This is a genomic window from Kribbella sp. NPDC002412, assembly GCF_053592935.1.
This window is the reverse complement of record NZ_JBSFBL010000013.1, coordinates 104,538-131,163: the sequence shown is the minus strand read 5'-3', so window position 1 is coordinate 131,163 and position 26,626 is coordinate 104,538. Positions and strand designations below refer to the sequence as shown.

The window sequence follows — 26,626 nt, the reverse complement described above, 5'->3', positions numbered from 1 at the left end:
GGGGTGGACCCCCGTCGAGACCGTCACCCTTGGAGAGACTCCGATGTCGATCACCATCGAAGAACTGCACGCTGCCCTGTCCCTGCGCGACCTGACCGACCCGGCCCAGGGACCGCACGCCATCCAGCTGATCGTCGACTCGATCCGTACGGCGCTCGGCCAGGCCTGGCCGTACACCGAGATCTGGACCAGACGCGACCATCCGGTCGTCCCACTGGCCGACAACTACGACAACCTCGGGTACGCCGCCGACGCGGTGACCCGGGAAGCCCGCTACACGCGTTATGCCTCGGACGGCGAGGTACTGCGGAGCCACACGTCCGCGATGATCCCGCCTGCGCTGCGGGAGCTGGCAACGAGTACGTCGTCCGACGTACTGATGGTCTGTGCGGGCATCTGCTACCGCCGCGACTCCGTCGACTGGCAGCACACGGGTACGCCGCACCAGCTCGACCTGTGGCGGATCAGCCGGAACGTCACGCTCGGCGAGCCCGAGCTGGAGGACATGATCGCCCGGCTGGTCGACACCGTCCTGCCGGGCCAGATGTATCGCACCGTGCCCGCGGTGCACCCCTACACGATCCGTGGCCGCCAGATCGACGTACTGCTGGACGACCAGTGGATCGAGATCGGTGAGTGTGGTGTCGCGGCGCCGCACGTGCTCAGGAAGGCCGGTCTGGACGAGAGCTGGACCGGTCTGGCCATGGGGCCGGGGTTGGACCGGCTCTTGATGCTCCGCAAGGGCATCCGGGACATCCGGTTGCTCCGGTCAACGGATCCCCGGGTGGCGGACCAGATGCTCGACCTGTCGCCGTACAGGTCGGTCTCGTCGATGCCACCGGTCCGCCGCGACCTGTCGGTGGTGATGGACACGGCTGCTGACCTGTCGCCCGAGGCGATCGGTGACAAGGTCCGCAACGCACTCGGTGCCGACGCCGACGCCGCGGAGTCCGTCGACGTGATCAGCGAGACGTCGTACGACGACCTGCCGCAGCCCGCCCGCGATCGGCTCCAGCTGAACCCGGGTCAGCGCAACGTGCTGGTCAGGTTGATCCTCAGACCGGTCGACCGAACCCTGACCGACGCAGAGGCGAATGCCCTACGCGACAAGGTCTATCGGGCTCTCCACGAAGGGCCGGTGCTAGAGCTGATCGGTTAGCCGGGAGACCGCGTCCAGGTCGTCACGGAGACGGACACCGTGCCCGGGCGAGGTGGGTAGGACGACCTCGCCCGGGACCAGCTCCGGGAGCCCTTCGACGAGTTCGGGGTACCAGGTGCGGATGAAAGACCGAGCGGTTTCCTGGATCAGCCCGTTCGGCTGGCTGCAGACCACGTGTGTCGCGACGGCCAGCGAGACCGGGCCGGTGCAGTCGTGCGGCGCGATCGGGACCGAGAACGCGTCCGCGAGGGAGGCGATCTTCACCGCTTCGGTGATGCCGCCGGTCCAGCCGATGTCGAGCGTGGCGACGTCGACCGCACCACGCTGGAACAGCGGCAGGAAGCCGCGTCGCCCGATGCAGGTCTCGCCGGTCGCGATCGGCACGTCGATCTCCGCGCGGAGCGCGCCGAGTGCGTCGGCGGCGTCCGGACGCAGCGGGTCCTCGATCCAGAACGGGCGGAACTCCGTCAGCGCCCGGGCCAGCTTGGCGGCCGCGGTCCGGGTCCACAGGCCGTGCAACTCGATCATCAGGTCCATCTCGAGCCCGACCTCGGCCCGGATCGCCTCGACGATGTCCAGGCCGGCGGCCAGCGCCCGCGGCGAGATGTCGGTGCCGTTGCTCTCCTCGGCGGCCTGGTCGAACGGCCAGATCTTCATCCCGCGGGTGCCCTCGTCCCACAGTTCGCGGGCCAGCCGGGCCGGGTGGTGCATGAACGCGTACAGGTCCTCGTACTCGCCGGCGTCGGCAGGCAGGCCCCAGTTCGAGGAGTTCTGCCGCGTCGACGTGCTGATGTACCGGCCGCCCGCGCACGTGTTGTACGTCCGGATCCGGTCGCGCACCGGCCCGCCGAGCAGCCGCGCCAACGGCAACCCGGTGGCCTGACCCATCAGGTCCCACAGCGCGATGTCGACCGCGCCGTTGCCACGCAACTCGGCGCCACCACCCTGATAACCGACGTACGGCGCGAGCAGTACGGCGACCTGTTGTGGCGAAGGGTCGTCCAGACCGAGCAGCACCGGCGCGACCGTCTCGTGGATGTGCGCCTCTACCGCGGCCGCGCCGAAGAACGACTCGCCGAGCCCGGTCAGCCCGGTGTCCGTGTGCAACCGGACGAAGCACAGGTTGGACTGCACTCGCGGCCGGATGGTCTCGACCGCTGTCACCTTCACTGCAGTGCCTTGCAGAACGCCTCGGCCTTGGCGGTGATCTCATGCCAGTTCCCCGCCACCACGTCCGCCGGGGCGACGACGTCCGTACCGGCGCTGACCGCCAGCGCGCCCGCGGCGAGGAAGTCGCGGGCGTTGCCGGCGTTGACACCACCGGACGGGATCAGCGGCACGCCGGGGAACGGGCCATTGAGGTCCTTGAAGTACTTCGGCCCGAGTTGGTGTGCCGGGAAGATCTTGACCGCGTCCGAGCCGAGCGCGAGCGCGGTCATCACCTCGGAGGGCGTGAACGCGCCCAGCACGACCGGGATGCCGGCTGCACGCGCTGCCTCGGCGATTGCGGCCGCTTCGGGGCCCTGGCCCGGGGTGACCAGGAACTGCGCGCCGGCGTCGATCGCCTGCTTGGCGTGCGCGCCGGTCTGCACGGTCCCGGCGCCCACCACCGCACCCGTCTCGGCGGCAGTCGACGCGGCCCGCTCGAGGTGCCGGGGCAGGTCCGGCGTGGTGTAGGTCAGCTCCACCGCATGGATGCCGCCGGCAACCAGCGCCGCGCACAGGTCGCGGGCGTCACTGATCTCCGGAGCCCGGACGACGGTCAGAACCCGGTCGGCGCGCAGCAAGTCCAGCATGAGGCTTCCTCTCAGACACGATCTAGGCAGTACGGCGGACAGCGTCGCCGGGAAGTGCATCGGTACGGCGGCCGTCGTCGATGACGGGCACGCCGTTGACGAACACGTACGGAATCCCCTCGGCCTGCTGCCGGGGATCGTCGAAGGTCGCGGTGTCGATCACGGTGTCCGGGTCGAACAGCACCAGGTCCGCGTGGTACCCCTCGCGGACCAGACCGCGATCCGTCAGCCGCAGCCGCCGGGCCGGGCGACCGGTCAGGTGGTGGATGCAGTCCGCCAGCTCCAGGACGCCGAGCTCGCGCACATACCGGCCGAGGTAGCGCGGAAACGTGCCCCACGAGCGCGGGTGCGGTTTCGCGCCGACCAGGATCGCGTCCGAGCCGCCGGTGTGGCTCGAGTGCCGCATGATCGTCCGGACGTTCTCCTCGTGTCCGACGTGCTGCAGGATCGAGGTGGCCAGGTTGTCCCGGATCAGCAGGTCGAAGAACACCTCGGCCGGCTCGGCGCCGGTGTCACCGGCGAGCGCGGCGATCGTCTTGCCCACTGCACCGTTCAGCGCCGGGTTCTTCACCCCGCCGATCTCGATGGTGTTCCAGTCGGTCACGCAGCCGTGGCAGCCGTCCGAGCCGAGGTGCTCCAGCTCGTGGGCGATCCGCCGGCGCGACTCGGAGTCCCGGAGCCGGGACAGCTGCGCGTCCGGCCCGCCCTCGGCGGTCCAGCTCGGCAGGATCGCCGCGAGTGTTGTTGCCCCAGGCAAGTACGGGTAGGTGTCGGTGGTGACGTCGACCCCGTTCGCGACCGCCTTGTCGATCATCGCCACCAGGTCGGCGCCGCGACCGCGGTTCGGCTCGAAGTTCATCACCGCGTGGGTGAGGTGCAGGGCGCATCCGGACTGCCGAGCGACCTCGACCATTTCGCCGTACGCGTCGAGTGCGCCCTCGCCGTACGAGCGTTGGTGCGGGCTGTAGTAGCCGCCGTACTCGGCCAGGACCGTGCACAGCTCGACGAGCTCGGCGGTGGTCGCGAACATGCCAGGGGTGTAGGTGAGGCCGCTGCTCATCCCGACGGCGCCCTGCTGGAGCCCTTCGGCAAGCAGTCGCTTCATCTCGTCCAACTCGGCGCGAGTGGCCGGGCGGTTCTCGGTGCCGACGACCATCATCCGCAACGTGCCCTGCGGGACCAGGTACGACGCGTTGCAGGCGATCCCCTGGTCGAGGCGGTCCAGGTATCCACCGACTGTGGACCAACTGAAGTCGAAGTCGTCCGGTTCCCCGTTCCAGCCGGCGATCTGGCGCCGGAGCGCGGCCCGGGTCGGGTCGTCGATCGGGGCGAACGACAGGCCGTCCTGGCCGAGCACCTCGAGCGTGACGCCCTGGCTGACCTTCGCGGTGTGGTCCGGGTTCGCCAGGATCTGGAGGTCGGAGTGCGCGTGCATGTCGATGAAGCCGGGGGACAGCACCAGCCCGTCGGCGTCGATCGTCCGGCGGCCGGCCGGCAGGTCGTTGCCGATGGCCACGATGCGGGCGCCGTCGACGGCCACGTCGGCCGGCGCGCCGGGAGCGCCGGATCCGTCCAGGACGGTGGCGCCCTTGATCAGGAGGTCGGCCATGTCAGAAGAAGGTCCTGACCAGGTCGACCACGACAGGATCCGCGGCATCCGGGTCGTCCACGACCGGGATCAGTCCCCACTTGTCGAACGCCGTACACGGGTGCGAGAGACCGACCCGGAGCTCGTCGCCGATCAGCACCGGGTCACCGTCGAACCGCAGGTAGCCGTGCTGGTCGTTCAGCTTGGCGACGGTCATCCCGGTCGCCTTCAGCACCGGCTCGCCGTCGGCCCGCGGCCGGATCAGCTGTGGTTCGGGCAGGTCCTGGTCGAACGGCAGGTCGCGGCGGCCGGCGTCGAAGATCGCCAACCCTGGTTCGGGTTGCGAGGTGATCCGGACCCAGCCGTGCATCGCGGAAACCAGTCGGTCCCCGTCGGTCCGCGGCGCCTCGCCGAGGGGTGACAGCCGGCGGTACATGCCGTCGTCGTGGGTGATGTACGCGCCAGACCGGAGCACCACGCGCGCGCCGTCCTCGCCGAGTGGAGCAAGCACGGTCGCGACGTCGTCGAAGTACTGGCTGCCGCCCGCGCTCACCACGGGTACGACGTCCGCGTCGTACAGACCCTTGAGCCGGGTGTGGATCCCGGCCAGCTCGCGGAGGTACGCGCGCACCGTCTCGAGGTCGGCCTCGTCGACGCCGTGGCCGATCGCCCCCTCGTACCCGGCGACACCGGCGAGCCGCAGGGTCGACGCGTTGGCGATCGCCTCGCCGACGGCCACCGCGGTCTCCGCGTCGCGAGCGCCGGTCCGGCCGTCGAGTCCGCCGACCTCCACAAGGACGTCGAGGGGTCGGGCGTGCGGTCCGACGTACGCCGCCCTGGCCGCCTCCATGATCTCGACCGTCCGGACCGAGTCGGCCCAGACCAGGACCTCGAACTCCGGGTCGGCGGCGAGCTCGTCGGCGATCCAGCGCAGCTGCAGCGGGGAGACGATCGCGTTGGCGATCAGCACCCGGCTCACGCCGTACGCGCGGGCGACGCCGAGCTGGAAGCCGTTTGCGAGGGTGATAGCCCAGGACCCGGCCTCGAGCTGCATGGCCCAGAGCGCGGGCGCCATCGTCGTCTTGCCGTGTGGCGCCAGCTCGACGCCGTGGTTCGCGCACCAGCGGGCCAGGGTGTCCACGTTGTGGCGCAGGCCGGGCGCGGACAGGGTCAGCAGAGGAGTGGGCAGCTGGGACAGCCGCGGCTTGTCGGCCAGCACCTCGGCGACGGTCCGGCCCCAGAAGGCGGGCGGTAGTGCCTTGTCCTGCCAGCTCACCTGCTGGTCGGCAAGAGCGGCGAGGGCTGCTGCGTCGTACGAAGCTGGCATCTGATCCCCTGCGGTGGTTGAGTTGCAGAATACGCAACGCTGATTGCGCATTCTGACTTCACGGTTGTAGCATCACGCCCGAACTCCAGTCAAAGACAAGCATTCCGGGAGAACGCCGATGGCGGATGTCGTCTCACGTGCAGTGTGTCTCGGTGAGGCGATGATCATGCTCGCCGGGGACGCCGGCGGACCGCTGGAGGACGTCGAGACGTTCCGGCGGTCGGTGGGTGGCGCCGAGTGCAACGTGGCCGGCGGACTGGCTGCGCTGGGGGTCTCGACGAGTTGGGTGTCGCGGCTGGGCGACGACGGGTTCGGCCGGCACGTACTGCGTGACCTGCGGGAGCGTGGGGTCGACGTCGGCGGCGTCGAGGCGGACCCGGACCGGCCGACCGGGCTGTACGTGAAGCACACGACCGACGGTCGCTCGCGGATGCATTACTACCGCTCCGGCTCGGCCGCGTCCGCGATGGCCCCCGCGTTCCTGGACCGGCCCGCGGTGCGCGAACGGCTTGCCGGCGCTGACCTGGTGCACACCACCGGTATCACCGCAGCCATCTCCAGCACCTGCGCCGAGATGCTGGAGCGCCTGGCCGGTGATGCGCGGGACTACATCTTGAGTGTCGACCTCAACTGGCGGCCGGCGCTGTGGCGCGACAAGGACCCGGAGCCGCTGTGGCGGGTGCTGCGGGCGGCTGACGTCGTACTGATCGGCGCCGACGAGGCTGAGGTCTTTGCTGGGACCAGCGACCCGGCAGAGTTGCGTGATGCGCTCGGGCCGCGGTGCACGTTGGTGATGAAGAACGATGCGCATACTGCCCTCGTGCTGGAGCCGGATGGTCGCCGTACCGAGGTTCCTGCCGTGACGGTCGAGGTGGTCGAGCCGGTCGGCGCCGGTGACGCGTTTGCGGCCGGGTTCCTCGCGGGGACGTTGCAGGGGTTGCCGATGAAGCAGCGGTTGCGGCAGGGGCATCTGGGCGCGGCCGCGGTGCTGGCCGTGCCTGAGGACCACGCTGCGCCGTTGGATCCCGCTGTACGTCAGAAGCTGTTGGACTGCTCCGACGAGGAGTGGGCGGTGGTCAAGGTCGGTCCGTCGGGTGTGACGCTGCCATGAGTCAGAGCCTCGCCAGGGCGTTGCAGATCCTGTCCAGCTTGGGAGAGGGCGAGCGGTCGCTGGATCAGCTCGCGACCGAGCTCGGCGTCCACAAGACAACCGTGCTGCGGCTGCTGCGCACCATGGAAGCAGACAGGTTCGTACGGCGTGACGAGTCGCACCGCTACCGGTTGGGCTCCCGTCTGTTCTCGCTGGCGGACGCTGCTCGCGAACAGCACGTCGTACGCGCGGTCGCTGCACCGCACCTGCGTCAGCTGAACCAGAGGACCGGCCAGACCGTCCACCTCGCGGCATGGGAGAACGGCGAGGTCATCTACGTCGACAAGCTGGACAGTGTGCGGTCGGTGCGGATGTACTCGCAGGTCGGCGTACCTGCCGCGCTGCACTGCACTGCGGTAGGGAAGGTGTTGCTGGCCGCGCAGCCCAAGCGGCAGCGCGAAGCGTTGCTGGCGTCGATCGACTACCACGCGTTCACGCCGCAGACGATCACCGATCCCGACGTACTGCGGGACGAGCTGGACGAGGTGCGGGCGCAGGGCTGGGCGCAGGACCGGGCCGAGCACGAGTCCTTCATCAATTGCATCGGGGCGCCGGTCGCCGACCGCGCCGGCCGGATCGTCGGGGCGGTGTCGGTCTCGGTACCCGACGTGCTGCTGAACTACGAGCAGGTGCTGGAGTTGCTGCCAGACCTGCTCGCCACCACGCGAGCGATCAGTGCTGACTACAACTGAGAGGTATGACGCTGATGTCCGACAAGACCGCCGTCTCCACCACCGAAGCGCCGGCGCCACTGCCGGTGTACTCGCAGGGCGTGCGCAAGGGCAACATCCTGCAGGTGTCCGGCCAGGGCTCGGTCGACCCGGCCAGCGGCGAGTTCGTCCACACCGGTGACGTGAAGAGCCAGACGGCCCGGGTGCTGCAGAACGTCGAGGCGATCCTGACCGCCGGCGGCGGCAGCTTCGACGACGTGGTGATGATGCGTGTCTACCTCACCACCCGCGACGACTTCGCCGCGATGAACGAGGCGTACGCCGAGTTCCTCTCCACCCGCACCCCGAGCGGCGTCCTGCCCTCCCGCACCACAGTCTTCACCGGCCTTCCCCTCGAGGACATGCTGGTGGAGATCGACGCCCTCGCCGTCCTGAGCTAGCTAGCCCAGTGTGGGGGCCCGGACGAGGGGCTCGTCGTTGACGGACCGCTTGTCCGGGCCCTGGTCCCACCAGAGTTCCTGGTGCGTCGTGAGGTAGGGGTACCAGTTGTTGATGCCGGTGCCGTGGTTGAGGGAGTCGACCACGGTTTGCAGGTACGTGGTGAGGCTGGCGAAGGCGTCGATGAAGTCGACGGGGCCGTCGTGGGGCGCGAGGGCGAGTTGACCGTACGTCGGGCCGGGGCGGAGGTCGACGAACTGCAGGTCGCCGTCGCTGTCCGACCACGGGATCCAGGCCGGGTGCCAGTACGGCTCCTGGTCGGGCGGATAGACGAACTCCTCGGCCAGGTCCAGGCGGATCTGGTAGTTGGCGGCGATCTCGGCCGCGCTCGACGGCGGGCCCTCGGGCAGGACGTTGGCCCACTCGGTCAGGCCGTTGTGGCAACGGAGCGACTCGACCACCTCGGGGGGCAGGTCCATCCCGGCGAGCTCCACGTCGGTTGCCGGCGGCGCGAGGACGGCGTACGTCGCAGGCGCGTGCTGTGCCAGCCAGGCGTCGATGGATCGCCAGGACTCGGTGATCGTCATCGGCCGGCGATCACGGGGTTGGTGAGCGTGCCGACGCCGGGGATGCGGCACTCGGCCACGTCACCCGGGTTGATGTGGACGGCCCCCGGCGTACCGGTGGAGATGATGTCGCCGGGGAAGAGCGGCATCACCTTGCTGTGGAAGCTGACCAGGAACGCCGGGCTGAAGGCCATGTTGGACACCGTGTTGCTCCGGTGCACCGAGCCGTTGAGCACCGTCGACACCTCGACGGCGTCCAGCGAGCCCCAGTGTGCGAGTACGGCGTCCAGCCCGACGATCGTCGGTCCGAAGGAGAAGAATCCGGGGAAGTTCTTCGACCGGGTCAGGAACCGTGGGTTGCGCTCCAGGATGTCCTCGGCGGTCTGGTCCAGCACGGGCACCACGCCGTACACGTAGTCGAGCGCCTCGTCCTCCTCGACCTGGTAGCACTCCCGGCCGATCACCAGCCCGAGCTCGGCCTCGGCCGTGGTCCGGCTGCTCTGCGACGGCACCGGGATCGGGTCGCCCGGCCCGATGATCGTGTGGTCGCCCTTCAGGAACGAGGCCGGCTCGGTCGGCACGTTCTCGGACAGGTCGCCGGCGTGCTCGAGGTAGTTCAGCCCGATGCCCCAGAGCTTGCGCGGATGCCGGTACGGCGCGACGAACTCGAAGCCGGCCGGGTCGCGGAAGTCGCCGGACGCGGCGGCCAGCTCGTTCAGCGACGTCCGGGACAGGATCGACAGCGTGTCGCCGTCGAACCCCAGGTCGGTAGCCAGCGCCGCTCCTCGTTCCGAAACCACCGCGGCGGCCTCGTTGCCTTCAGCAACTCTCACGGACCCCAGCTGGACGGACATGCGGCTCCCAAGTGATCGGCGATGTCTGCAGCCTAGGGGGTCGCTGTGTCCAGTGATCGAGAACCCGGGTCCATTTCCCGCATCGTGGGATAGCATGCCGCTATGCAGGAATCGGACCTTCGCCGCGGGTCGGTGCAGTCGATCGACCGGGCGGTGGCGATCCTGCGCTGCTTCGACGCCCGCACGCCGGATCTCGGCATCAGCGACCTGGCCCGGGCCACCGGCCTGTCCACCAGCACGGTGCACCGGCTGCTGCTCGCGATGCAGGAGAACGGCCTGATCCGGCAGACCGCACACCGCCGGTACGCGATCGGTCCGCTGGTCGTCCAGTTGGCGCACAGCGGCGGCACCCCGGCCGGTTTGCGTGACGCCGCGATGCCGGTGCTGCGTGAGCTCCGGGACGCGACCGAGGAGACCGCGGCCGTGCACGAGCTGCTCCCGAGTGGGCAGCGCGTCGTCCTCGACCAGGTCGAGAGCCGGCACCAGTTGCGCCGTACCTACACGGAGTTCGGCATCCCGGTGCCGCTGCCGCTGGGGGCGCCGGGGAAGGTGCTGCTCGCGTTCTCGCCGTGGCAGCGGCAGGCCGAGGTGCTGGCGGCTCCACTCGAGCAGGTGCTTCTGCAGACGATCACGGATCCCGCCGTGCTGGCTGCGCAGCTGGCCGAGATCCGGCAGAGGGGCTTCGCCAAATCGATGTCGGAACGCACACCGGGAATCAGGTCCGTCTCGGCGCCGGTCTTCGACTACTCGGGCCAGGCCGTGGGGTGTCTGTCGATCTCCGGGCCGGAGTTGCGGATGCCGGCGGAGCGGCTGGAAGAGCTCGGTGAGCTGATCGTCCCGGCGGCGTGGACGGTGTCCGAGTTGCTCGGGGCGACCGAGTCCGAGCGTGACCGCGGTACGGCGCTGGCTTCCGGGCCGGCCTCATGAACCTCTGGCGAATCGCACCGTCGGTCTACCTCCCGGCGCTGCTCTACGGCATCGGCCAGGGCGCCATCGCACCGGTCGTGGCCGTGTCGGCCACCCATCTCGGCGCCTCGGTCGCAGTCGCCGGGCTGGTCGTCGCGGCCGCCGGCCTCGGCCAAGTCATCGGCGACATCCCGGCCGGTGCGCTCACCAACAAGATCGGTGAACGCCACGCGATGCTCCTCGCGACCGGACTGGTCGCGTTGGCCCTGGTCGCCTGCCTGCTCGTCCCGACGGTCTGGGGCCTCGCGATCGCGATCGGCGCCACCGGCGTCGCGGGCGCGGTCTGGGGGCTGGCCCGGCAGGCCTACCTGAGCGAGGCCGTGCCGATCGAGATGCGAGCTCGCGCGCTGTCCACGCTCGGGGGTGTGCAGCGCATCGGCTCCTTCATCGGCCCGTTCCTGGGCGCGTTCGCGATGCGGTTCCTCGGCACGGACGGCGCCTACTGGGTCCACTTCGTCGCCGCGGTCCTGGCCTGCGGCGTCCTGCTCAGCCTCCCCGACATCGAGTCGGTACGGCGGACGCGCGGCAGCCGGCCCGTGGTCGCGCAGTCGACCTGGACCGTGATCCGGGAGCACCTGCCGGTCCTGCGGACCCTGGGGGTCGGGGCGCTGCTGGTCGGTGCGGTCCGGGCGTCACGCCAGGTGGTGATCCCGCTGTGGGCGCTGCACATCGGGCTCGATCCGGAGACCACCAGCATCATCTTCGGGCTGTCCGGCGCGGTCGACATGCTGCTGTTCTACCCGGCCGGGTCGGTGATGGACCGCCTCGGTCGCAAGTGGGTCGCCGTACCGTCGATGTTCGTCCTCGGCCTGGCGCACCTGCTGCTCCCGCTGACCCACACCATGGCGACGCTGACCGCGGTCGCGCTGCTGATGGGGATCGGCAACGGGCTGGGTGCGGGCGTGATCATGACGCTGGGGGCGGATGCGTCGCCGGCGGTCGGGCGGGCTCAGTTCCTGGGTGCGTTCAGGTTGTTCGCGGACACCGGCAACGGTGCTGGTCCACTGCTGCTGGCGGGTGCCACGGCAATGCTCGGTCTGGGGCCGGCGATCGTGATCATGGCGGCCACCGGCTGGGCGGCGGCCACCGCGATGCACCGCTGGATACCACCCCATCCACGGCCGATTTGATTAACGGCGTGTACACCAGGCACACTGTCTACTGCCGAAGACCGCTGGTTGTCGCCCCTGTGTGAAAGTGTGGGGGTGACTGAAGGTCCCACTCTCGAGTGGGCGGCCCGCGCAGGTGAGCTTAGACAGTGTGAGTCGTTTCTTTCACGCCCTTTGCGCCTGCGCAGGGGCGTTTTTCTTTTGTCCAGGGGTCCGAGGCGTGGAAGCCATAGAGAAGGAGACCCCATGGCGAGGCCGGACAAGGCAGCCGCAGTCGCCGAGTTGACGGACGAGTTCCGCAGCTCGAACGGCGCCGTGCTGACCGAGTACCGCGGACTCACCGTGGCGCAGCTCAAGCAACTGCGGACTGCGCTCGGTGACGACGTGAACTATGCCGTGGTGAAGAACACGCTGACCAAGATTGCGGCCAAGGACGCCGGTTTCGAGTCGTTCGACTCGCTGCTGCAGGGTCCCTCGGCCATCGCGTTCATCAAGGGTGACCCGGTGGTCGCGGCCAAGGGCCTGCGTGACTTCGCCAAGGCGAATCCCCATCTCGTCATCAAGGGTGGAGTGCTGGAAGGCAAGGCACTCGGCTCTGACGAGATCAGCAAGCTCGCTGACCTGGAGTCGCGTGAGGTTCTCCTCGCGAAGCTCGCAGGTGCGATGAAGGCGGCTCCGCAGCAGGCGGTGTCGTTGTTCGCTGCTCCGCTGTCGCAGGCCGCGCGCCTGTTCGCGGCGCTGCAGGAGAAGCTGCCGGCCGAGGCCGCCCCTGTGCAGGACGCAGTGGCGGACGAGGCGCCGGCCGTGCAGGACACGGTCGAGGCACCTGCCGAGGCGAGCACCGAGGAGACCGCTTCGGCTGACAGCTGAAGCGAAGCTCACACGTAGTACCCCATCAGTGATCACGAAGTACCACAGTTAGGAAGGACCGCCACCATGGCGAAGCTCAGCACCGAAGAGCTCCTCGGCCAGTTCAAGGAACTGACCCTGCTGGAGCTGTCGGAGTTCGTTAAGGCGTTCGAGGAGGAGTTCGGCGTCACCGCCGCCGCCCCGGTCGCCGTTGCCGCCGCCCCGGGCGCGCCGGCTGCCGCTGCCGAGGAGGCCGCGGAGCAGGACGAGTTCGACGTCGTTCTGGAGAGCGCCGGCGACAAGAAGATCCAGGTCATCAAGGAGGTGCGCGGTCTCACGAGCCTCGGCCTGAAGGAGGCCAAGGACCTCGTCGAGTCGGCCCCGAAGGCCATCCTCGAGAAGGTCGACAAGGCTGCCGCGGAGAAGGCCAAGGAGGCCCTCGAGGGCGCCGGCGCCACCGTCACCCTGAAGTGACCTGTGCGGTCTGCAGACCGCACAACCAGCTGTACGCCGAAGGGCGGTCCTACCCAGGGCCGCCCTTCGTCATGTTCCGGGCCACCCCGACCCAGGCCAGCGCCCACAGCCACCCGGCGAGGATGTCGGTGGGGTAGTGCCGACCAAGTGCCAGCTGCGACCACCCCACGAGCAGCAGCACGGCCGCACCCAGCAAGACAACCGGCAGCCGGCGCACCATAAGCACCAGCGCGCCGACGAGGGCCGCGGTGTTCGCCGCATGACCGCTCGGAAAGCTGTACTCCGACACGTCCGGCGGCAGCGGCCAGAGATCCGGCCGCGACCGCCCGACGAGCTCCTTCAGCAGCGGATTCACCGCCCACACGACCCCGACCCCGGCTGTGAAGAAGATCGCGTCGCGCCACCGGCGCAGTACGAGCAGCACCACCAGCACGACGAGCGCAACGGCTGCGAGCGGCTCCAGTTCGGTCAGGTCGCTGACCGCCTGGGCAGCCGGTGCGTCGTCGTGCAACCAGACGAGGACGTCGTCCTCGAGCGCTAGACGCCGATGCGGTGCCACGGTCCCCAGATGGCGAACGTCATCCCGCGGCTGGCCTGGATGTTCACGAACAGCGTGTGCCCGTCCGGGCTGAACGTCGACCCGGCGAACTCGTCACCGGACCGGTCCACGCCGGTGCTGCTGGTCAGCCGGTTCAGCGCGATGTCCCACAGCTGCCCACCACGGGACAGACCGCGCAGGTAGTTGTCCTCGGTGTTGTCCTCGCAGAGCACCAGAGTCCCGCGCTTGCTGGTCGTCACGTTGTCCGGGAAGTCCAGCGTCGCCCGGTTCGGCGACTGGAAGATCAGCTGCAGCTTGCGTGCCCGGGTGTGGTACGCCCAGACCTGGCCGAAGCCGTTGCCGTAGCCACCGACCGAGTCCGGTCCGGTCTCGGCCGCACCGCCACCTTGGGTCGAGGTGAAGTAGACGACGTTGTTGTCGTACACCTGTCCTTCCAGCCGGGAGAAGTACGCCGCTCCCTGCGCGCGACCCTGGTCGCCGACGTACACCAGCGCCTGGTCGTTCGTCGTCGGCGCGGTCTGTCCTGGGGTGTACGGGAAGCTCGGCGCCGGGTCGTCGATGTCGACCCACTTCACGTCGTACGTCGCCCGCTTGGGCTGCTCGGCGGCCAGGTTCAGGTTCGGGCGGCCCTTGACGGCGAGCATCTGCAGCCGGCCGCCGTCCAGCAAGCGGCCGGTCTTCAGCGGGTTCTTCGGCGGGATGTAGCGGAAGAACCCGGACGGGAAGGCGAAGTTGTCCTCGGTCAGGTAGAGGATGCCGTCCTTGGGATCGAACGAGACGGCCTCGTGGGCGAACCGGCCGGCGTGCGTGATCGGCTGCCGGTCGGACTGCCCCCGGGCCGGCACCTCGAAGACGAACCCGTGCGGCTTGGTCAGCGGCACGTTGGAGGTCCCGGTGAAGTCCGGTCCGACGTCCGGACCGTTCACCGTCTCCTCACAGGTGACCCAGCTGCCCCACGGCATGATCCCGCCGCTGCAGTTCATCATCGTGCCGTTCAGGCTGGTGAACGCCTCGATCACCTGGCCGTGCCGGGTCACTTCGATCGTCGTCGTACCACCCTGAGCCATCGCGTCGTACGGCGTCCCCGGCCCGAACGGCGGTCCCGGGTTGTTCAGCTCGTGGTTGCGGACCAGCACGATGTTGCCGTTGCGTCGCTTGAACGCGCCCATCCCGTCGTGCCGGCCGGGCAGGTTGGTGCCGTCGGTCAGCACCACCGGGAACTCGGTGTCGTGGAAGGACCGGTAGGCGAAGCCCTTCGGCAGGTGCAGCCGGACCTTGCCGTCGCGCAGGTCCGGGATCGCCTGCAGAGCGGGCGACCGGCCGGCCGGCGCGGCCGTCGCCTGTTGTGCCACGAATCCCTGGAACGGCCCGCCCGCGAGCACGCCGCCCGCCACCGCCGCGCTGCCCTTCAGGAATGTCCTTCGTTCGATACTCATCCGTTCCCCTCCTCGGCCACAGCGTTTCCCTGGATCGACGCTAACTTTCGGGCCGTATTCCGGACAGATCTCGGACCACCGGTCGCCGTGTGTGTCGGGTCGTTTGCGCTGGGATACCAGTTCGGCCGTGGTCCGCGGTGGGGGCGGCGTAGCCGAACCCGGGCAGCCGCTAGGATCACTCGGGCCGCGTGCCGATCAGCACACAGTGTTCCACCGATCAACACACCGTGATCGGTGTGACCGGAGCGTGACGCATTGGTCACCGTCGCTTGACATGCGGGGGTTACGGAAAATCGTACTCGTGCGTAACCTAGGCCACTGCCCGTCGTTGGACCCGGCAGAACGTCGTCGGTTCGGGGCCAGACAGACATCCCGTGAGGAGGACCGGTGGGCGTAGAAGTCCGCGTCGAAGGTCTGACCAAGTCCTTCGGAAGTCAGCTGATCTGGGGCGACGTGTCCCTGACGCTGCCCGCCGGTGAGATCTGCGTGATGCTGGGCCCGTCCGGAACCGGGAAGTCCGTCTTCCTCAAGACGCTGATCGGCCTGCTCAAGCCGGACCGGGGCCACGTCCACATCGAGGGCACCGACATCGCCACCTGCAGCGAGCGGCAGCTGTACGAGATCCGCAAACTGTTCGGCGTGCTGTTCCAGGACGGCGCGATGTTCGGCTCGATGAACCTCTACGACAACGTCGCCTTCCCGCTGCGCGAGCACACCAAGAAGTCCGAGGCCGAGATCCGCTCCATCGTGATGGAGAAGATGGAGATGGTCGGCCTGGTCGGCGCGGAGAAGAAGCTGCCCGGCGAGATCTCCGGCGGTATGCGCAAGCGGGCCGGCCTGGCCCGCGCGCTGGTGCTGGAGCCAGAGATCCTGCTCTTCGACGAGCCCGACTCCGGTCTGGACCCGGTCCGTACGGCGTTTCTCAACCAGCTGATCATCGACCTGAACGAGATGACCCAGGCGACCTGCCTGATCGTCACGCACGACATCAACACCGCGCGGACCGTGCCGGACAACATCGGCCTGCTGTACCACCGGCACCTGGCGATGTTCGGCCCGCGCGAGATGCTGCTGTCCAGCGAGGAGCCGGTGGTTCGCCAGTTCCTGAACGCGCAGCGGGTCGGCCCGATCGGCATGTCGGAGGAGAAGGACGCCGACGAGCTCGCCCGGGAGGCCGACCAGGAGCTGCCGCCACTGCCCCCGATCCCGCTGCAGCAGTTGCCGAGCAGCGGCCTGATCCGGCCGACCCAGCGCCCGCCCGGCGAGTGGTGCCGCGACAACGGCGTCACCCCGCCACCAGGCTCCTTTGCCGCTGACGTGGTGGGCGCGACGTGACTGTATTGAATGCCACGCTGCCGCGCGGCCGGTCCCGGGGCTGTGACTCCCGGTCTTCCCTCGTCCCTCCGGTCGCTTCGCTCCCTGCGCTCCTCGGTCCAGACCGGGAGGCCCCGTGACCGTGTCCGCGACCGCCCCGCTGAAGCATGCCGGCTCGCTGTTCTCGTTTGCTCTCGATACCGCCAGGGCCTCGGTCCGGCGGCCGTTCCAGTTGCGCGAGTTCCTTCAGCAGGCCTGGTTCGTGGCCAGCGTGACGATCATCCCGACCGCGCTGGTCGCGATCCCGTTCGGCGCGGTGATCGCGTTGCAGGTCGGTGGTCTGATCAAGCAGTTCGGCGCGCAGGCCTTCACCGGGTCGGCCGCCGTACTGGCCGTGGTCCGGGAGGCCTCGCCGATCGCGACCGCGCTGCTGATCGCCGGCGCCGGCGGCTCGGCGATCTGCGCCGACCTCGGCGCGCGCAAGATCCGCGAGGAACTGGACGCGATGATGGTGCTCGGCATCGACCCGATCCAGCGGCTGGTGGTGCCGCGGGTGCTGGCGACGATGCTGGTCGCCTTCTTCCTGAACGGCTTCGTCAGCGTGGTCGGCGTGATGGGCGGCTACGTCTTCAACGTCGTGCTCCAGGACGGGACACCAGGCAGTTACATCGCCTCGTTCACCGCGCTCGCCCACCTGCCCGACCTCTGGCAGGGGCAGGCGAAGGCCCTGGTGTTCGGGTTCATCGCGGCGGTCGTGGCGTCGTACAAGGGAATGAACGCCGGCGGCGGGCCGAAGGGGGTCGGCGACGCGGTGAACCAGTCCGTCGTCATCACCTTCATGCTGCTGTTCGTCGCGAACTTCGCGATGACGGCGATCTACTTCCAGCTCGTCCCGCCGAAGGGGGCCTGACATGTCGGCCCTGGTGGACACGCTGGTCAAGAAGCCGCTCGACTCACTCGATCGTCTGGGTGAGCAGCTCGCCTTCTACATCAAGGCGCTGGCCTGGTCCGGCAAGTCGATCACCCGGTACCGCAAGGAGATCCTGCGGCTGCTGGCCGAGGTGACGCTCGGCACCGGCGCGCTCGCGGTGATCGGCGGCACCGTCGGTGTGATCACCTTCCTGGCCTTCTTCACCGGCACCGAGGTCGGCCTGCAGGGCTACTCGGCGCTGAACCAGATCGGCACCTCGGCCTTCGCCGGGTTCGTCAGCGCCTACATCAACACCCGCGAGATCGGCCCGCTGATCGCCGGGATCGCGCTGGCCGCGACGGTCGGCTGCGGGTTCACCGCCCAGCTCGGAGCGATGCGGATCAGCGAGGAGATCGACGCCCTCGAGGTGATGGCGATCCCGTCGCTGCCGTTCCTGGTCACCACCCGGATCATCGCCGGCCTGGTCGCGGTCATCCCGCTCTACGTGGTCGGCCTGCTCGCGTCGTACTTCGCCACCCGGCTCACCGTGACCATGTTCTACGGCCAGAGCACCGGCACGTACGACCACTACTTCCATCTCTTCCTGCCACCCGGGGACGTGCTGTGGTCGTTCGGGAAGGTGCTCGTCTTCGCCGTCCTGGTGATCCTGGTGCACTGCTACCACGGCTACCACGCGACCGGTGGCCCGGCCGGTGTCGGTGTCGCCGTCGGCCGCGCCGTACGGACCTCCATCGTCGTGATCAACGTTGTCGACCTACTCCTGTCGATGGCGATCTGGGGTACGACGACCACCGTCAGGCTGGCGGGGTGACGCCATGACTGAGTTGAATGCCGCGCCTCCGGCGCGGGGGTCATGGGGCTGGAACTCCCGTCCTTCCCTCGTCACTCCAGTCGCTTCGCTCCCTCCGCTCCTCAGTCCAGGACGGGAGGCCCCATGACCAGACTCGTGTCCCACAAGGTCCTCGGTGTCGCCTTCATCGGCGTGCTGTGCTTCCTGCTCTGGCTGACCTACGCGTTCTACGCCAAGGTCTTCACCAAGACCGTCGAGGTGGAGCTCAAGACCAGCCACATCGGACTGCAGCTGAACAAGCACGCCGACGTGAAGCTGCGCGGCATCATCGTCGGCGAGGTCCGCAGCGTGTCCACCGACGGCGACGAGTCGACCGTCGAGCTGTCCCTGAAGCCGGACGAGGTGGACGAGATCTCCAGCGCGGTCAGCGCCCGGATCCTGCCGAAGACGCTGTTCGGCGAGAAGTACGTCGCGCTGGTCCCGCCGACCGGCGCCCAGGGCCGGCACATCAAGGCCGGTGACGTGATCTCGCGGGACAAGACCGCGGTCGGCATCGAGATCGAGAAGGTGCTGAACGACGCCCTGCCACTGCTGCAGGCGGTCGACCCGGCCGACCTGAACGCGACCTTGAACACCCTCGCGACCGCCCTCGAGGGCCGCGGCGCCGAGATCGCCGGCACCCTGACCCAGCTGGACGCGTACCTGAAGAAGCTGAACCCGAACGTCCCGAAGCTGATGGCGGCGCTGACCAAGCTCACCCAGGTCTCCCAGCTGTACGGCGACGCGACGCCGGACCTCGTCCGCGCGCTGCGCAACCTGACCGTCACCGGGAACACCGTGGTGGAGAAGCAGGTCCAGCTGCAGCAGTTCTTCGTCGACGTCCAGCGGTTGTCCTCGACCGGGAACACGTTCCTGACGGAGAACGAGGACCGGGTGATCCGGCTCGGCGAGGTGAGCCGGCCGGTGCTGGACCTGCTGGAGCGGTACTCGCCGGAGTTCCCGTGCTTCCTCAAGGTGATGACCGACACCGCGCCGATCCTGAACGACACGTTCCGGGACGGCCGGCTGAACATCAACCTGGAGGTCATCACCAACCAGCCGACGCCGTACGAGCCGAACGAGCTCCCGGCGTACGAGGACCACCGGGGGCCGACCTGCGTCGGGAAGAACTACAGCCACCCGGGGGAGAAGCCGGGTCCGTACACCCAGGAGAACCCGGCGCCGTACATCACCGGTGAGGACGGCGTGATCGGCGACCACAACAAGAACCAGCGCTTCCCGCTCAACCTGCAGCTCAACCGCGCGATGCCGGGCTTCGCCCTGGACACCCATGGCGTCGGCACGCCGGCCGAGCAGACCGTGATCGACTCGGTCGTCGCCCCCGAGCTGGGGGTCGCGCCGTCCGACGTGCCGGATCTGACCACGCTGATGGTCGGGCCCCTGCTGCGCGGAGGCCAGGTGAACCTGAAGTGAAGATCCTGGACCGGAAGACCACCTTCGACACCGTGCGGCTGGCGATCTTCGTCGTCGTCACCACGATCGCGACCGCGCTGCTGGCGGTGACGATCGGGAACATCAGCTTCAACCCGACGACGAAGTACCGGGCCGTGTTCACCGACGCGGTCGGCCTGAACAAGGGCGACGACATCCGGATCGCCGGGGTGAAGGTCGGCCAGGTCGACAAGATCGCGCTCTACCAGGACACGTTGGCGATGGTGACGTTCAGCGTCGACTCCGACCAGGTCCTGGACACCTCGACGCACGCGACGCTGCGGTACCGGAACCTGGTCGGCAACCGCTACGTCGCGCTGACCGACGGCGTCGGCGGCGGTGAGCGGCTGAAGTCGAACGGCGTCATCCCGAAGGAGCGGACCACGCCGGCGCTGGACCTGTCGGTGCTGTTCAACGGGTTCAAGCCGCTGTTCACCGCGCTCACCCCGGCGGACGTCAACCAGTTCGCCTTCGAGGTGATCAAGGTGCTGCAGGGCGAAGGCGGCACGATCGAGTCGCTGCTGGCCAAGACCGCCTCGCTGACCACGACGCTGGCCGACGCGGACCAGGTGATCGGCGACCTGATCACGAACCTGACCTCGACCCTGCAGATCGTCTCGCAGCGGCAGCAGAACTTCTCCCAGCTGCTGGTGAACCTGCAGCAGTTCATCACCGGGCTGAGCCAGGACATCAACCCGATCCTGAACTCGGTCGGCTCGATCAACTCGCTGAACACCAAGACGGCCGGCCTGCTGCAGCAGACCCGGGTGCCGCTGAAGGCCGACCTGGACCGGCTCCGCACGGTCGCGACCACCCTCGACGACACGCAGTCGATCTGGGTGAAGACGCTGCAGAACATGCCGGAGAAGCTGAACACGATGACCCGGACCGCGTCGTACGGCTCCTGGTTCAACTTCTACCTGTGCAACTTCGACGGCAACGTCACGCTGCCGACCGGCACCCGCATCCCGGTCGCGTACGACAACAACTCGGCGAGGTGCAAGAAGCCGTGAAGCCGTTCCGTGAGCAGAACCAGGTGACCGTCGGCGTCATCGGCCTGACTGTGCTCGGGCTGATCATGCTGGCCGCGTTCAAGGCGCAGGACCTGCCGCTGATCGGCGGCGGGACCAAGTACTCCGCGCAGTTCTCCGAGGCCGGCGGGCTGAAGCCGAACGACGAGATCCGGGTGGCCGGCGTCCGGGTCGGGCAGGTCCGCAAGGTCGAGCTCGAGGGCACCCACGTCCGGGTCGACTTCGTGGTGGACAAGGGCGTCAAGCTCGGCGACCAGACCGGCGCGGAGATGAAGATCAAGACGCTGCTCGGCCAGAAGTACCTCAAGCTGACCCCGGCCGGCGGCGGTCAGCTCAGGGCCGGCAGCGAGATCCCGCTGGCCCGGACCATCTCGGCGTACGACGTGGTGGACGCCTTCAGCGATCTCGCGAACACCACCGAGCGGATCGACACCGCGCAGCTGGCCCGGGCCCTGGACACGCTGTCGACGACCTTCCAGAACACGCCCGAAGAGGTGCAGGCGTCGCTGACCGGCCTGTCCCGGCTGTCCCGGAACGTGGCCAAGCGCGACGAGCAGCTGAAGCTGCTGCTGCAGCACTCGAACGTGGTCACCAAGGTCCTTGCCGACCGCAACCAGCAGCTGATCAAGCTGATGAAGGACGGGAACACCGTCTTCCAGGCCGTGCAGGCCCGGCGGGCGCTGATCCACCAGCTGCTGGTGTCGACCCAGAAGCTGTCCGCGCAGATCACCGCGCTGGTCCGGGAGAACCGCAAGGACCTGGCGCCGACGCTGCAGAAGGTGAACGCCGTACTGGCCGTGCTGCTGAAGAACCAGAACGACCTGGACGCCAGCATCAAGGGCCTGGCGCCGTTCGTCCGGGTCTTCACCAACACGCTCGGCACCGGGCCGTGGTTCGACGTCTACCTGCAGAACCTGGTCCCGGTCCCGGAGATTCCCGCGCCGGCGGTCCCGATTCCCGGGCTGCCGCCGATCCTGGGAGGTGGCGGCTGATGAAGGTCCAGTCGTTGTCCCGGCTGGTCGCGATCGCGGTCGTCCTGGTGATCGTCGCGGTCAGCGTGATCTCGCTCTGGCCGAACCCCGAGCGGGTGAGCGCGACGGCGTACTTCCCGCGGGCGGTGTCGGTCTACCCCGGCTCCGACGTGCGGATCCTGGGCATCAAGGTCGGCGAGGTGGAGAGTGTCACCCCGGCCGGGCGGACCGTGCGGGTGAAGTTCTGGTGGGAGGCCAAGCACAAGGTGCCGGCCACCGCGAAGGCCGTGATCGCGGCGCCGTCGATCGTCGCCGACCGGTACGTGCAGCTCACCCCGGCGTACTCCAAGGGCGACGTGATGGCCGACGGCGCGGAGATCCCGATCGACCGGACCGCCGTACCGCTGGAGCTGGACCAGATCTACCAGAGCCTGAACGACCTGTCCGTGGCGCTCGGCCCCAAGGGCGCGAACGACCAGGGCGCGCTGTCGCGGCTGCTGGACGTCTCGGCGAAGAACCTGAACGGCCAGGGCGCCAAGCTGAACCAGACCATCACCGACGTCTCCAAGCTGACCGGCACGCTGGCGGGCAACTCGCAGAGCCTGTTCGCCACGATCCGGCAGCTGCAGACGTTCGTGTCCGCGCTGGCTGCGAACGACCAGCTGGTCCGGCAGTTCAACACCAACTTCGCCGCCACCTCGACCACGCTGGCCGGTGAACGCCAGGACCTCGCGAAGGCACTGTCCCTGCTGGCGACCGCCCTGGGTGAGGTCGCGACGTTCGTGAAGGACAACCGGGCGCTGCTGAAGACGACGATCTCCAGCGCCACCGACCTGTCGCAGATCCTGGTCAAGGAGAAGGCCGCCATCGCGGAGGTGCTGGACACCGCGCCGCTCGGCCTGGGCAACCTGGCCCGGGTCTACAACCCGCAGTACGGGACGCTGGACCAGCGGCTGAACATGGCCCAGCTCGACGACCCGGCGGACTTCATCTGCTCGCTCCTCCGCCAGGTGAACCAGCCGATGTCGACCTGTACGGCGCTGAAGCCGGTCTTCGACGCCCTGAGCAAGCTACCGCTGCTGAGCCAGCTCAGCGGCGGCGCACCGGCCAGCGGTGGCCCGGCCGGGACGCCTTGGGCCGCGCCGCCGGCGCCGAAGCTGTCGAGCCCGGACCCGGTCGACCCGACCCTGGGAGGGCTGGTCCGATGAGACGCCGTACGACGATCATCGCGGGTCTGCTCGGCATGGCCATGCTGCTGACCGGGTGCGACTTCAGCGTGTACTCGCTGCCGTTGCCGGGTGGCGCCAAGATCAAGGGGCCGTCGTACACGGTCACCGTCGAGTTCGCCGACGTGCTGGACCTGGTGCCGAAGTCGACGGTGAAGGTCGACGACGTCACCGTCGGCACGGTCGAGAAGGTCTGGCTGGACGGGTACGTCGCCAAGGTCCGGATCCGGCTGCCGAAGAGCCTGGAGCTGCCCGACAACGAGCGGGCCACGATCCGGCAGACCAGCCTGCTCGGCGAGAAGTTCGTCTCGCTGTCGCCGCCGACGGGGTCGGAGCTGCCGCGGGGCAAGCTCGACAACGGCGAGGTCATCCCGCTGTCGCGGACCACCAGCAACGTCGAGGTGGAGGAAGTCCTGTCCGCGCTCTCGCTGCTGCTGAACGGCGGCGGCGTGGCCCAGCTCCAGATCATCACCCAGGAGCTGAACAAGGCGCTGACCGGCAACGAGCCGGCCATCCGCAGCGTGCTCACCCAGCTCAACACGTTCGTCGGCACCCTGGACCAGAACAAGCAGCGGATCGTCACCGCGATCGCCGCCGTCGACGCGCTGGCCAAGAAGCTGAACGCCCAGAAGGCGACGCTGGCGACCGCGATCGACTCGCTGCCGAAGTCGATCGCGACGCTGGACAAGCAGCGCGCGGCCTTGGTGAAGACGCTGCAGGCGCTGGCGACCCTGGGCAACACGGCCACCCGGGTGATCACCGCGTCGCAGAAGGACCTGGTGGCCAACCTGCAGTCGCTCTACCCGATCCTGACCAAGCTGGCCCAGGCGGGGGAGGACCTGCCGAAGTCGCTCGAGCTGCTGTTCACCTACCCGTTCCCGGACGCCGCCGCGAAGGCCGTCCAGGGTGACTTCACCAACCTCGGCATCACGCTGGACGTCAACACCCAGAAGGCGCTGCAAAGCCTCCTCGGCGTGCAGGTACCGACCCTTGGACCGACGGCCCTGCCCACAGCCGGGTTGAGCATCCCGCTGCACAACCCGACCACGGGCGGCCTGCCGTCGCTGCCGGTGCCGACGGGTGCGGGCACCACCTGTACGACGATCCTCGGCCTGCCGGTCTGCACGCCCACGCTGAACCGCTCGGGCTTCGACCCCGAGCTGGCCAAGGTGCTGATGCCGGGGGTGGCGAAGTGATCACCAGAGCGGTCCGGATCCAGCTGATGGTGTTCCTGCTGATCACTGTGGTCGGTGTCGCCTACGTGGGCGGCAAGTACGCCCAGGTCGACAAGCTGCTGTTCGACGACGACTACACCGTCAGCGCCAGCTTCGCCGAGTCCGGCGGCATCTTCTCCGGCGCCGAGGTGACCTACCGCGGCCAGCCGGTCGGCCGGGTCGGCGACCTCGACCTGCTGTCCGACGGCGTCCAGGTGAACCTGCAGATCGACAAGGGCGTGAAGATCCCGAACGACCTGGTCGCGGTGGTCGCGAACCGGTCCGCGATCGGCGAGCAGTACGTCGACCTGCAGCCGCGCCGCGACGGCGGCCCGTACCTGCAGGACAACTCGCGGATCGCCCGCGAGGACACCGCGATCCCGATCGACACCACCGAGCTGCTGCTGAACCTCGACCAGCTGGTCAACTCGGTCGACAAGGAGAGCCTGCGGACCACGGTGCGCGAGCTCGGCGCGGCGCTGAAGGGCCGCGGCACCGACCTGCAGCGGATCATCGACAACTCCGGCAAGCTGATCGACGACGCGGACGCGAACATCCTGCAGACGATCAAGCTGATCAACGACGGCGACACCGTGCTCGCCACCCAGGTGGCCGGCGGCGACGCGATCAAGACCTGGGCGAAGAACCTCGCGCTGCTGTCCGACACCCTGGTCAGCTCGGACGCGAACCTGCGCCAGGTGATCGACCAGGGCTCCGGCGCGTCGACGCAGGTGACCGCCCTGATCCAGGAGAACCGTGCGGACGTCGCGGTGCTGCTCGGTAACCTGCTGACGGTGAACGAGTTGACCGCGGTCCGGCTGGACGCCGTCGAGCAGCTGCTGGTGGTGTACCCGGCGGTCTCGATGGGCGGGTACGTCGTACCGGCCAAGGACAAGGGGACCGGGCACTACGACGCGCACTTCGGCCTGGTGCTCGGGTTGGACCCGGCGGCCTGCCGGGCCGGGTACGGCGGGACCGACAAGCGGATCCCGCAGGAGACCGCCGACAAGCCGGCCAACACCAAGGCGGCCTGCACGGCGAACCCGTCGTCCGGCGTGAACGTCCGCGGCGCGCAGAACAAGCCGAGCCCGTCCGCCCGCTCCCTGAACCGGACCGGGTACGGCGTCGGGTACGACCCGGCCACCGGGGTCGCGGGCGGCTCCGGCGGGATGCCGGAGCTGGTGCTCGGCTCAACCGGTGGCCAGGCCGACCTGCTCGGCAGCGACTCCTGGAAAGCCCTCATCCTCGGACCGGTGACCGGCAAGTGACTGCAAGCAACCCCAAGCGGGGCCCGTTGATCCTGGCCTGGGCGCTCAGCGTCCTGCTGGTGGTCGCGCTGGCCGCTGCCACTCTCTCCATCGTCGCGCTGAACCGGCAGAGCGAGGACAAGACCGAGCGCGAAGGCGCGATGAAGGCGGCCCGGCAGCTGGCGCTCGACTTCACCACTTACGACTACAAGACCTGGGACGCCGACACCAAGCGGGTGCTGGACGACTCCACCGGGCAGTTCAAGCAGGAGTTCCAAGCCGGGCTGAACGTGGTGAAGGCCGAGGTGCAGACCAACAAGGCGACCTCCAAGGGTGACGTGAAGGAGGCCGCGGTGGTCTCGAACGACAAGGACTCCGCCCAGGTCCTGGTGATCGTGGACGCGGTGGTGACCAACACCGCCTCGACCCAGGGCGTGCAGCGCCGCTACCGGATCAAGCTGGACCTGGTCCGCGAGCAGGACCGCTGGCTGACCGCCGACCTGCAGGCGGTGGGCTGATGCCGGACCGTCCCCGCAACCGCCCGCGCATCGCCGGCCAGCGCCGTACCCCCGCCACCGGCACGACTTCCGAAGCGCCACCCGAAGTACAGGCCGAAGCCCCGCCCGAAGCACCGGCCGAGGTCACAACGAAGGTCCCGGACACTGTCGACGAGGAAGTGACCCCGGCCACACTCGAGGCTCCGGAGGCCCCTGAAGAGGCTGCCGAGGACGCCGTTCCGGCTACGGAAAGTGACGAAAGGAGTCGATCGCTGGGTGGTGCGCTGTCGGCGCTGCTCGGCGTGCTGGTGGTGCTCGTGCTCACCTTCGCGGCGGTCCTCGGGGTCAAGGCGTGGCAGGGCAAGCAGGCCGAGGACGCCCGCGACCAGGCCGCCGCGGCCGGGCGCAAGGCGGCCGAGACCGCGCTCAGCTACGACTACCGTGACCTGGACAGAAGCTTCGCCGCGGCGCGGGCGACGATGACCCCGGAGTTCGCCGGGAAGTTCGACGAGACCGCCAAGGTGGCCGGCGAGCTGGCCACCAAGACCAAGGCGACGGTCCGCGCCGACGTCCGCGAGGTCGGGGTCCGCGACGGCAACGCCGACCGGGTCACGCTGATCATCTTCGTCAACCAGACGACCACCAGCACGATCACGGAGGGTAAGCCCCGGGTCGACCTGAACCGGACCCGGTTCACGATGGTCCGAAACGGCGATCAATGGCTGGTCCAGGAGATCGCCGGACTGTAGTCTCTTTGTGACTCCGGACAGGACGTTCCGGGCGGCTCGCGGGCCAGGCAGTTTCTGCAGTCCCGCTGGAGAACCCGGGTCGATCCTTGACGGAGTGGGTGGTCCGAAGGCATAGTATCGGACCCCACTGGACAGGCTTGCCCTGATCGGGTAGCCTATTGCTTTGCGCTGCCTTTACCCCCACCCTGGCTTCGGGTCTCGACTTGACTAGGGCGGTTCGGCG

General features: G+C 68.8%; 27 protein-coding genes. 19 read left to right on the top strand and 8 right to left on the bottom strand.

All coding sequences use genetic code 11. From position 1 onward, the window contains the following. Positions 1-43: 43 nt before the first annotated feature. Positions 44-1,159, top strand: a complete 1,116-nt coding sequence (gene srmL / locus ACWCOV_RS13655) for a PheS-related mystery ligase SrmL (protein ID WP_449829550.1) — start codon at positions 44-46, stop codon at positions 1,157-1,159. On the opposite strand, the gene ACWCOV_RS13650 is transcribed toward srmL, so the two are convergent. The 4 genes from ACWCOV_RS13650 to ACWCOV_RS13635 are packed head-to-tail and all read right to left on the bottom strand — an operon-like array spanning position 1,142 to position 5,870. Further along, entirely contained in the window at positions 1,142-2,329 is a 1,188-nt protein-coding gene (locus tag ACWCOV_RS13650) for a mandelate racemase/muconate lactonizing enzyme family protein (protein WP_449829549.1), read from the bottom strand. The genes srmL and ACWCOV_RS13650 overlap by 18 nt on opposite strands. Then, positions 2,326-2,955: a bifunctional 4-hydroxy-2-oxoglutarate aldolase/2-dehydro-3-deoxy-phosphogluconate aldolase gene (locus ACWCOV_RS13645; RefSeq protein WP_449829548.1), complete on the bottom strand. Its 630-nt coding sequence runs from the start codon at positions 2,953-2,955 to the stop codon at positions 2,326-2,328. The genes ACWCOV_RS13650 and ACWCOV_RS13645 overlap by 4 nt, the downstream gene beginning before the upstream one ends. Positions 2,956-2,977: 22 nt before the next feature. Continuing rightward, on the bottom strand, positions 2,978-4,564 hold the full coding sequence (locus ACWCOV_RS13640; RefSeq protein ID WP_449829547.1) for an N-acyl-D-amino-acid deacylase family protein: 1,587 nt from the start codon (positions 4,562-4,564) through the stop codon (positions 2,978-2,980). 1 nt (position 4,565) lies between these two features. After that, the gene (locus ACWCOV_RS13635; RefSeq protein ID WP_449829546.1) at positions 4,566-5,870 is read right to left on the bottom strand and encodes an amino acid deaminase; all 1,305 of its coding nucleotides are present in this window, start codon (positions 5,868-5,870) and stop codon (positions 4,566-4,568) included. 118 nt (positions 5,871-5,988) lie between these two features. Here ACWCOV_RS13635 and ACWCOV_RS13630 point away from each other — a divergent pair, with 118 nt between their 5' ends. The 3 genes from ACWCOV_RS13630 to ACWCOV_RS13620 are packed head-to-tail and all read left to right on the top strand — an operon-like array spanning position 5,989 to position 8,131. Continuing rightward, positions 5,989-6,981: a sugar kinase gene (locus ACWCOV_RS13630; protein WP_449829545.1), complete on the top strand. Its 993-nt coding sequence runs from the start codon at positions 5,989-5,991 to the stop codon at positions 6,979-6,981. Further along, the gene (locus ACWCOV_RS13625; protein ID WP_449829544.1) at positions 6,978-7,712 is read left to right on the top strand and encodes an IclR family transcriptional regulator; all 735 of its coding nucleotides are present in this window, start codon (positions 6,978-6,980) and stop codon (positions 7,710-7,712) included. The genes ACWCOV_RS13630 and ACWCOV_RS13625 overlap by 4 nt, the downstream gene beginning before the upstream one ends. A 14-nt stretch (positions 7,713-7,726) precedes the next feature. After that, positions 7,727-8,131 (top strand): RidA family protein, encoded by a 405-nt coding sequence (locus tag ACWCOV_RS13620; protein WP_449829543.1) that lies wholly within the window; start codon positions 7,727-7,729, stop codon positions 8,129-8,131. Here the strand turns inward: ACWCOV_RS13620 and ACWCOV_RS13615 are convergent, their stop codons facing one another. Both ACWCOV_RS13615 and ACWCOV_RS13610 read right to left on the bottom strand, forming a co-directional pair. Next, positions 8,132-8,716, bottom strand: coding sequence for an SMI1/KNR4 family protein (locus ACWCOV_RS13615; RefSeq protein WP_449829542.1), 585 nt, complete (start codon positions 8,714-8,716; stop codon positions 8,132-8,134). After that, a complete protein-coding gene (locus tag ACWCOV_RS13610) occupies positions 8,713-9,528 on the bottom strand; it encodes a fumarylacetoacetate hydrolase family protein (RefSeq protein ID WP_449829541.1) in 816 nt (271 codons plus the stop codon). Before ACWCOV_RS13610 ends, ACWCOV_RS13615 begins: the two co-directional genes overlap by 4 nt. Before the next feature lie 123 nt (positions 9,529-9,651). Between ACWCOV_RS13610 and ACWCOV_RS13605 the strand changes: the two genes are divergently transcribed. From ACWCOV_RS13605 to rplL, 4 genes are all read left to right on the top strand, one after another. Then, positions 9,652-10,476: an IclR family transcriptional regulator gene (locus ACWCOV_RS13605; protein ID WP_449829540.1), complete on the top strand. Its 825-nt coding sequence runs from the start codon at positions 9,652-9,654 to the stop codon at positions 10,474-10,476. Then, on the top strand, positions 10,473-11,645 hold the full coding sequence (locus ACWCOV_RS13600) for an MFS transporter (RefSeq protein ID WP_449829539.1): 1,173 nt from the start codon (positions 10,473-10,475) through the stop codon (positions 11,643-11,645). Before ACWCOV_RS13605 ends, ACWCOV_RS13600 begins: the two co-directional genes overlap by 4 nt. A gap of 225 nt (positions 11,646-11,870) precedes the next feature. Beyond that, positions 11,871-12,494: a 50S ribosomal protein L10 gene (gene rplJ, locus ACWCOV_RS13595; protein WP_449829538.1), complete on the top strand. Its 624-nt coding sequence runs from the start codon at positions 11,871-11,873 to the stop codon at positions 12,492-12,494. Between the two features lie 66 nt (positions 12,495-12,560). Next, positions 12,561-12,947: a 50S ribosomal protein L7/L12 gene (rplL, locus tag ACWCOV_RS13590; RefSeq protein ID WP_133789427.1), complete on the top strand. Its 387-nt coding sequence runs from the start codon at positions 12,561-12,563 to the stop codon at positions 12,945-12,947. Positions 12,948-12,996: 49 nt separating this feature from the next. Here the strand turns inward: rplL and ACWCOV_RS13585 are convergent, their stop codons facing one another. Together ACWCOV_RS13585 and ACWCOV_RS13580 are read right to left on the bottom strand one after the other, a co-directional pair. Continuing rightward, positions 12,997-13,506 carry a phosphatase PAP2 family protein gene (locus tag ACWCOV_RS13585; RefSeq protein ID WP_449829537.1) on the bottom strand — a complete coding sequence of 170 codons (510 nt, stop codon included), beginning with the start codon at positions 13,504-13,506 and terminating at the stop codon, positions 12,997-12,999. Beyond that, complete coding sequence (locus ACWCOV_RS13580) at positions 13,485-14,942, bottom strand: PhoX family protein (RefSeq protein ID WP_449829536.1); 1,458 nt, start codon at positions 14,940-14,942, stop codon at positions 13,485-13,487. The genes ACWCOV_RS13585 and ACWCOV_RS13580 overlap by 22 nt, the downstream gene beginning before the upstream one ends. A gap of 387 nt (positions 14,943-15,329) precedes the next feature. On the opposite strand from ACWCOV_RS13580, the gene ACWCOV_RS13575 reads away from it, so the two are divergent. The 11 genes from ACWCOV_RS13575 (at position 15,330) to ACWCOV_RS13525 (ending at position 26,403) form a co-directional block, all read left to right on the top strand. Beyond that, on the top strand, positions 15,330-16,277 hold the full coding sequence (locus tag ACWCOV_RS13575; protein WP_449829535.1) for an ABC transporter ATP-binding protein: 948 nt from the start codon (positions 15,330-15,332) through the stop codon (positions 16,275-16,277). 115 nt (positions 16,278-16,392) lie between these two features. Beyond that, positions 16,393-17,166, top strand: coding sequence for an MlaE family ABC transporter permease (locus ACWCOV_RS13570; protein ID WP_360527679.1), 774 nt, complete (start codon positions 16,393-16,395; stop codon positions 17,164-17,166). A 1-nt stretch (position 17,167) separates the two neighbouring features. After that, a complete protein-coding gene (locus tag ACWCOV_RS13565; RefSeq protein WP_449829534.1) occupies positions 17,168-17,998 on the top strand; it encodes an MlaE family ABC transporter permease in 831 nt (276 codons plus the stop codon). Positions 17,999-18,121: 123 nt separating this feature from the next. After that, the gene (locus tag ACWCOV_RS13560; RefSeq protein WP_449829533.1) at positions 18,122-19,450 is read left to right on the top strand and encodes an MCE family protein; all 1,329 of its coding nucleotides are present in this window, start codon (positions 18,122-18,124) and stop codon (positions 19,448-19,450) included. Continuing rightward, entirely contained in the window at positions 19,447-20,481 is a 1,035-nt protein-coding gene (locus ACWCOV_RS13555; RefSeq protein WP_449829532.1) for an MCE family protein, read from the top strand. The genes ACWCOV_RS13560 and ACWCOV_RS13555 overlap by 4 nt, the downstream gene beginning before the upstream one ends. Further along, positions 20,478-21,491 carry an MCE family protein gene (locus tag ACWCOV_RS13550; protein WP_449829531.1) on the top strand — a complete coding sequence of 338 codons (1,014 nt, stop codon included), beginning with the start codon at positions 20,478-20,480 and terminating at the stop codon, positions 21,489-21,491. Before ACWCOV_RS13555 ends, ACWCOV_RS13550 begins: the two co-directional genes overlap by 4 nt. Beyond that, the gene (locus tag ACWCOV_RS13545) at positions 21,491-22,678 is read left to right on the top strand and encodes an MCE family protein (protein ID WP_449829530.1); all 1,188 of its coding nucleotides are present in this window, start codon (positions 21,491-21,493) and stop codon (positions 22,676-22,678) included. The genes ACWCOV_RS13550 and ACWCOV_RS13545 overlap by 1 nt, the downstream gene beginning before the upstream one ends. Next, on the top strand, positions 22,675-23,892 hold the full coding sequence (locus ACWCOV_RS13540; RefSeq protein WP_449829529.1) for an MCE family protein: 1,218 nt from the start codon (positions 22,675-22,677) through the stop codon (positions 23,890-23,892). Before ACWCOV_RS13545 ends, ACWCOV_RS13540 begins: the two co-directional genes overlap by 4 nt. After that, positions 23,889-25,178: an MCE family protein gene (locus ACWCOV_RS13535; RefSeq protein WP_449829528.1), complete on the top strand. Its 1,290-nt coding sequence runs from the start codon at positions 23,889-23,891 to the stop codon at positions 25,176-25,178. The genes ACWCOV_RS13540 and ACWCOV_RS13535 overlap by 4 nt, the downstream gene beginning before the upstream one ends. Next, on the top strand, positions 25,175-25,675 hold the full coding sequence (locus tag ACWCOV_RS13530) for a hypothetical protein (protein WP_449829527.1): 501 nt from the start codon (positions 25,175-25,177) through the stop codon (positions 25,673-25,675). Before ACWCOV_RS13535 ends, ACWCOV_RS13530 begins: the two co-directional genes overlap by 4 nt. Further along, positions 25,675-26,403, top strand: a complete 729-nt coding sequence (locus ACWCOV_RS13525; RefSeq protein WP_449829526.1) for a hypothetical protein — start codon at positions 25,675-25,677, stop codon at positions 26,401-26,403. Before ACWCOV_RS13530 ends, ACWCOV_RS13525 begins: the two co-directional genes overlap by 1 nt. Positions 26,404-26,626: the final 223 nt, after the last annotated feature.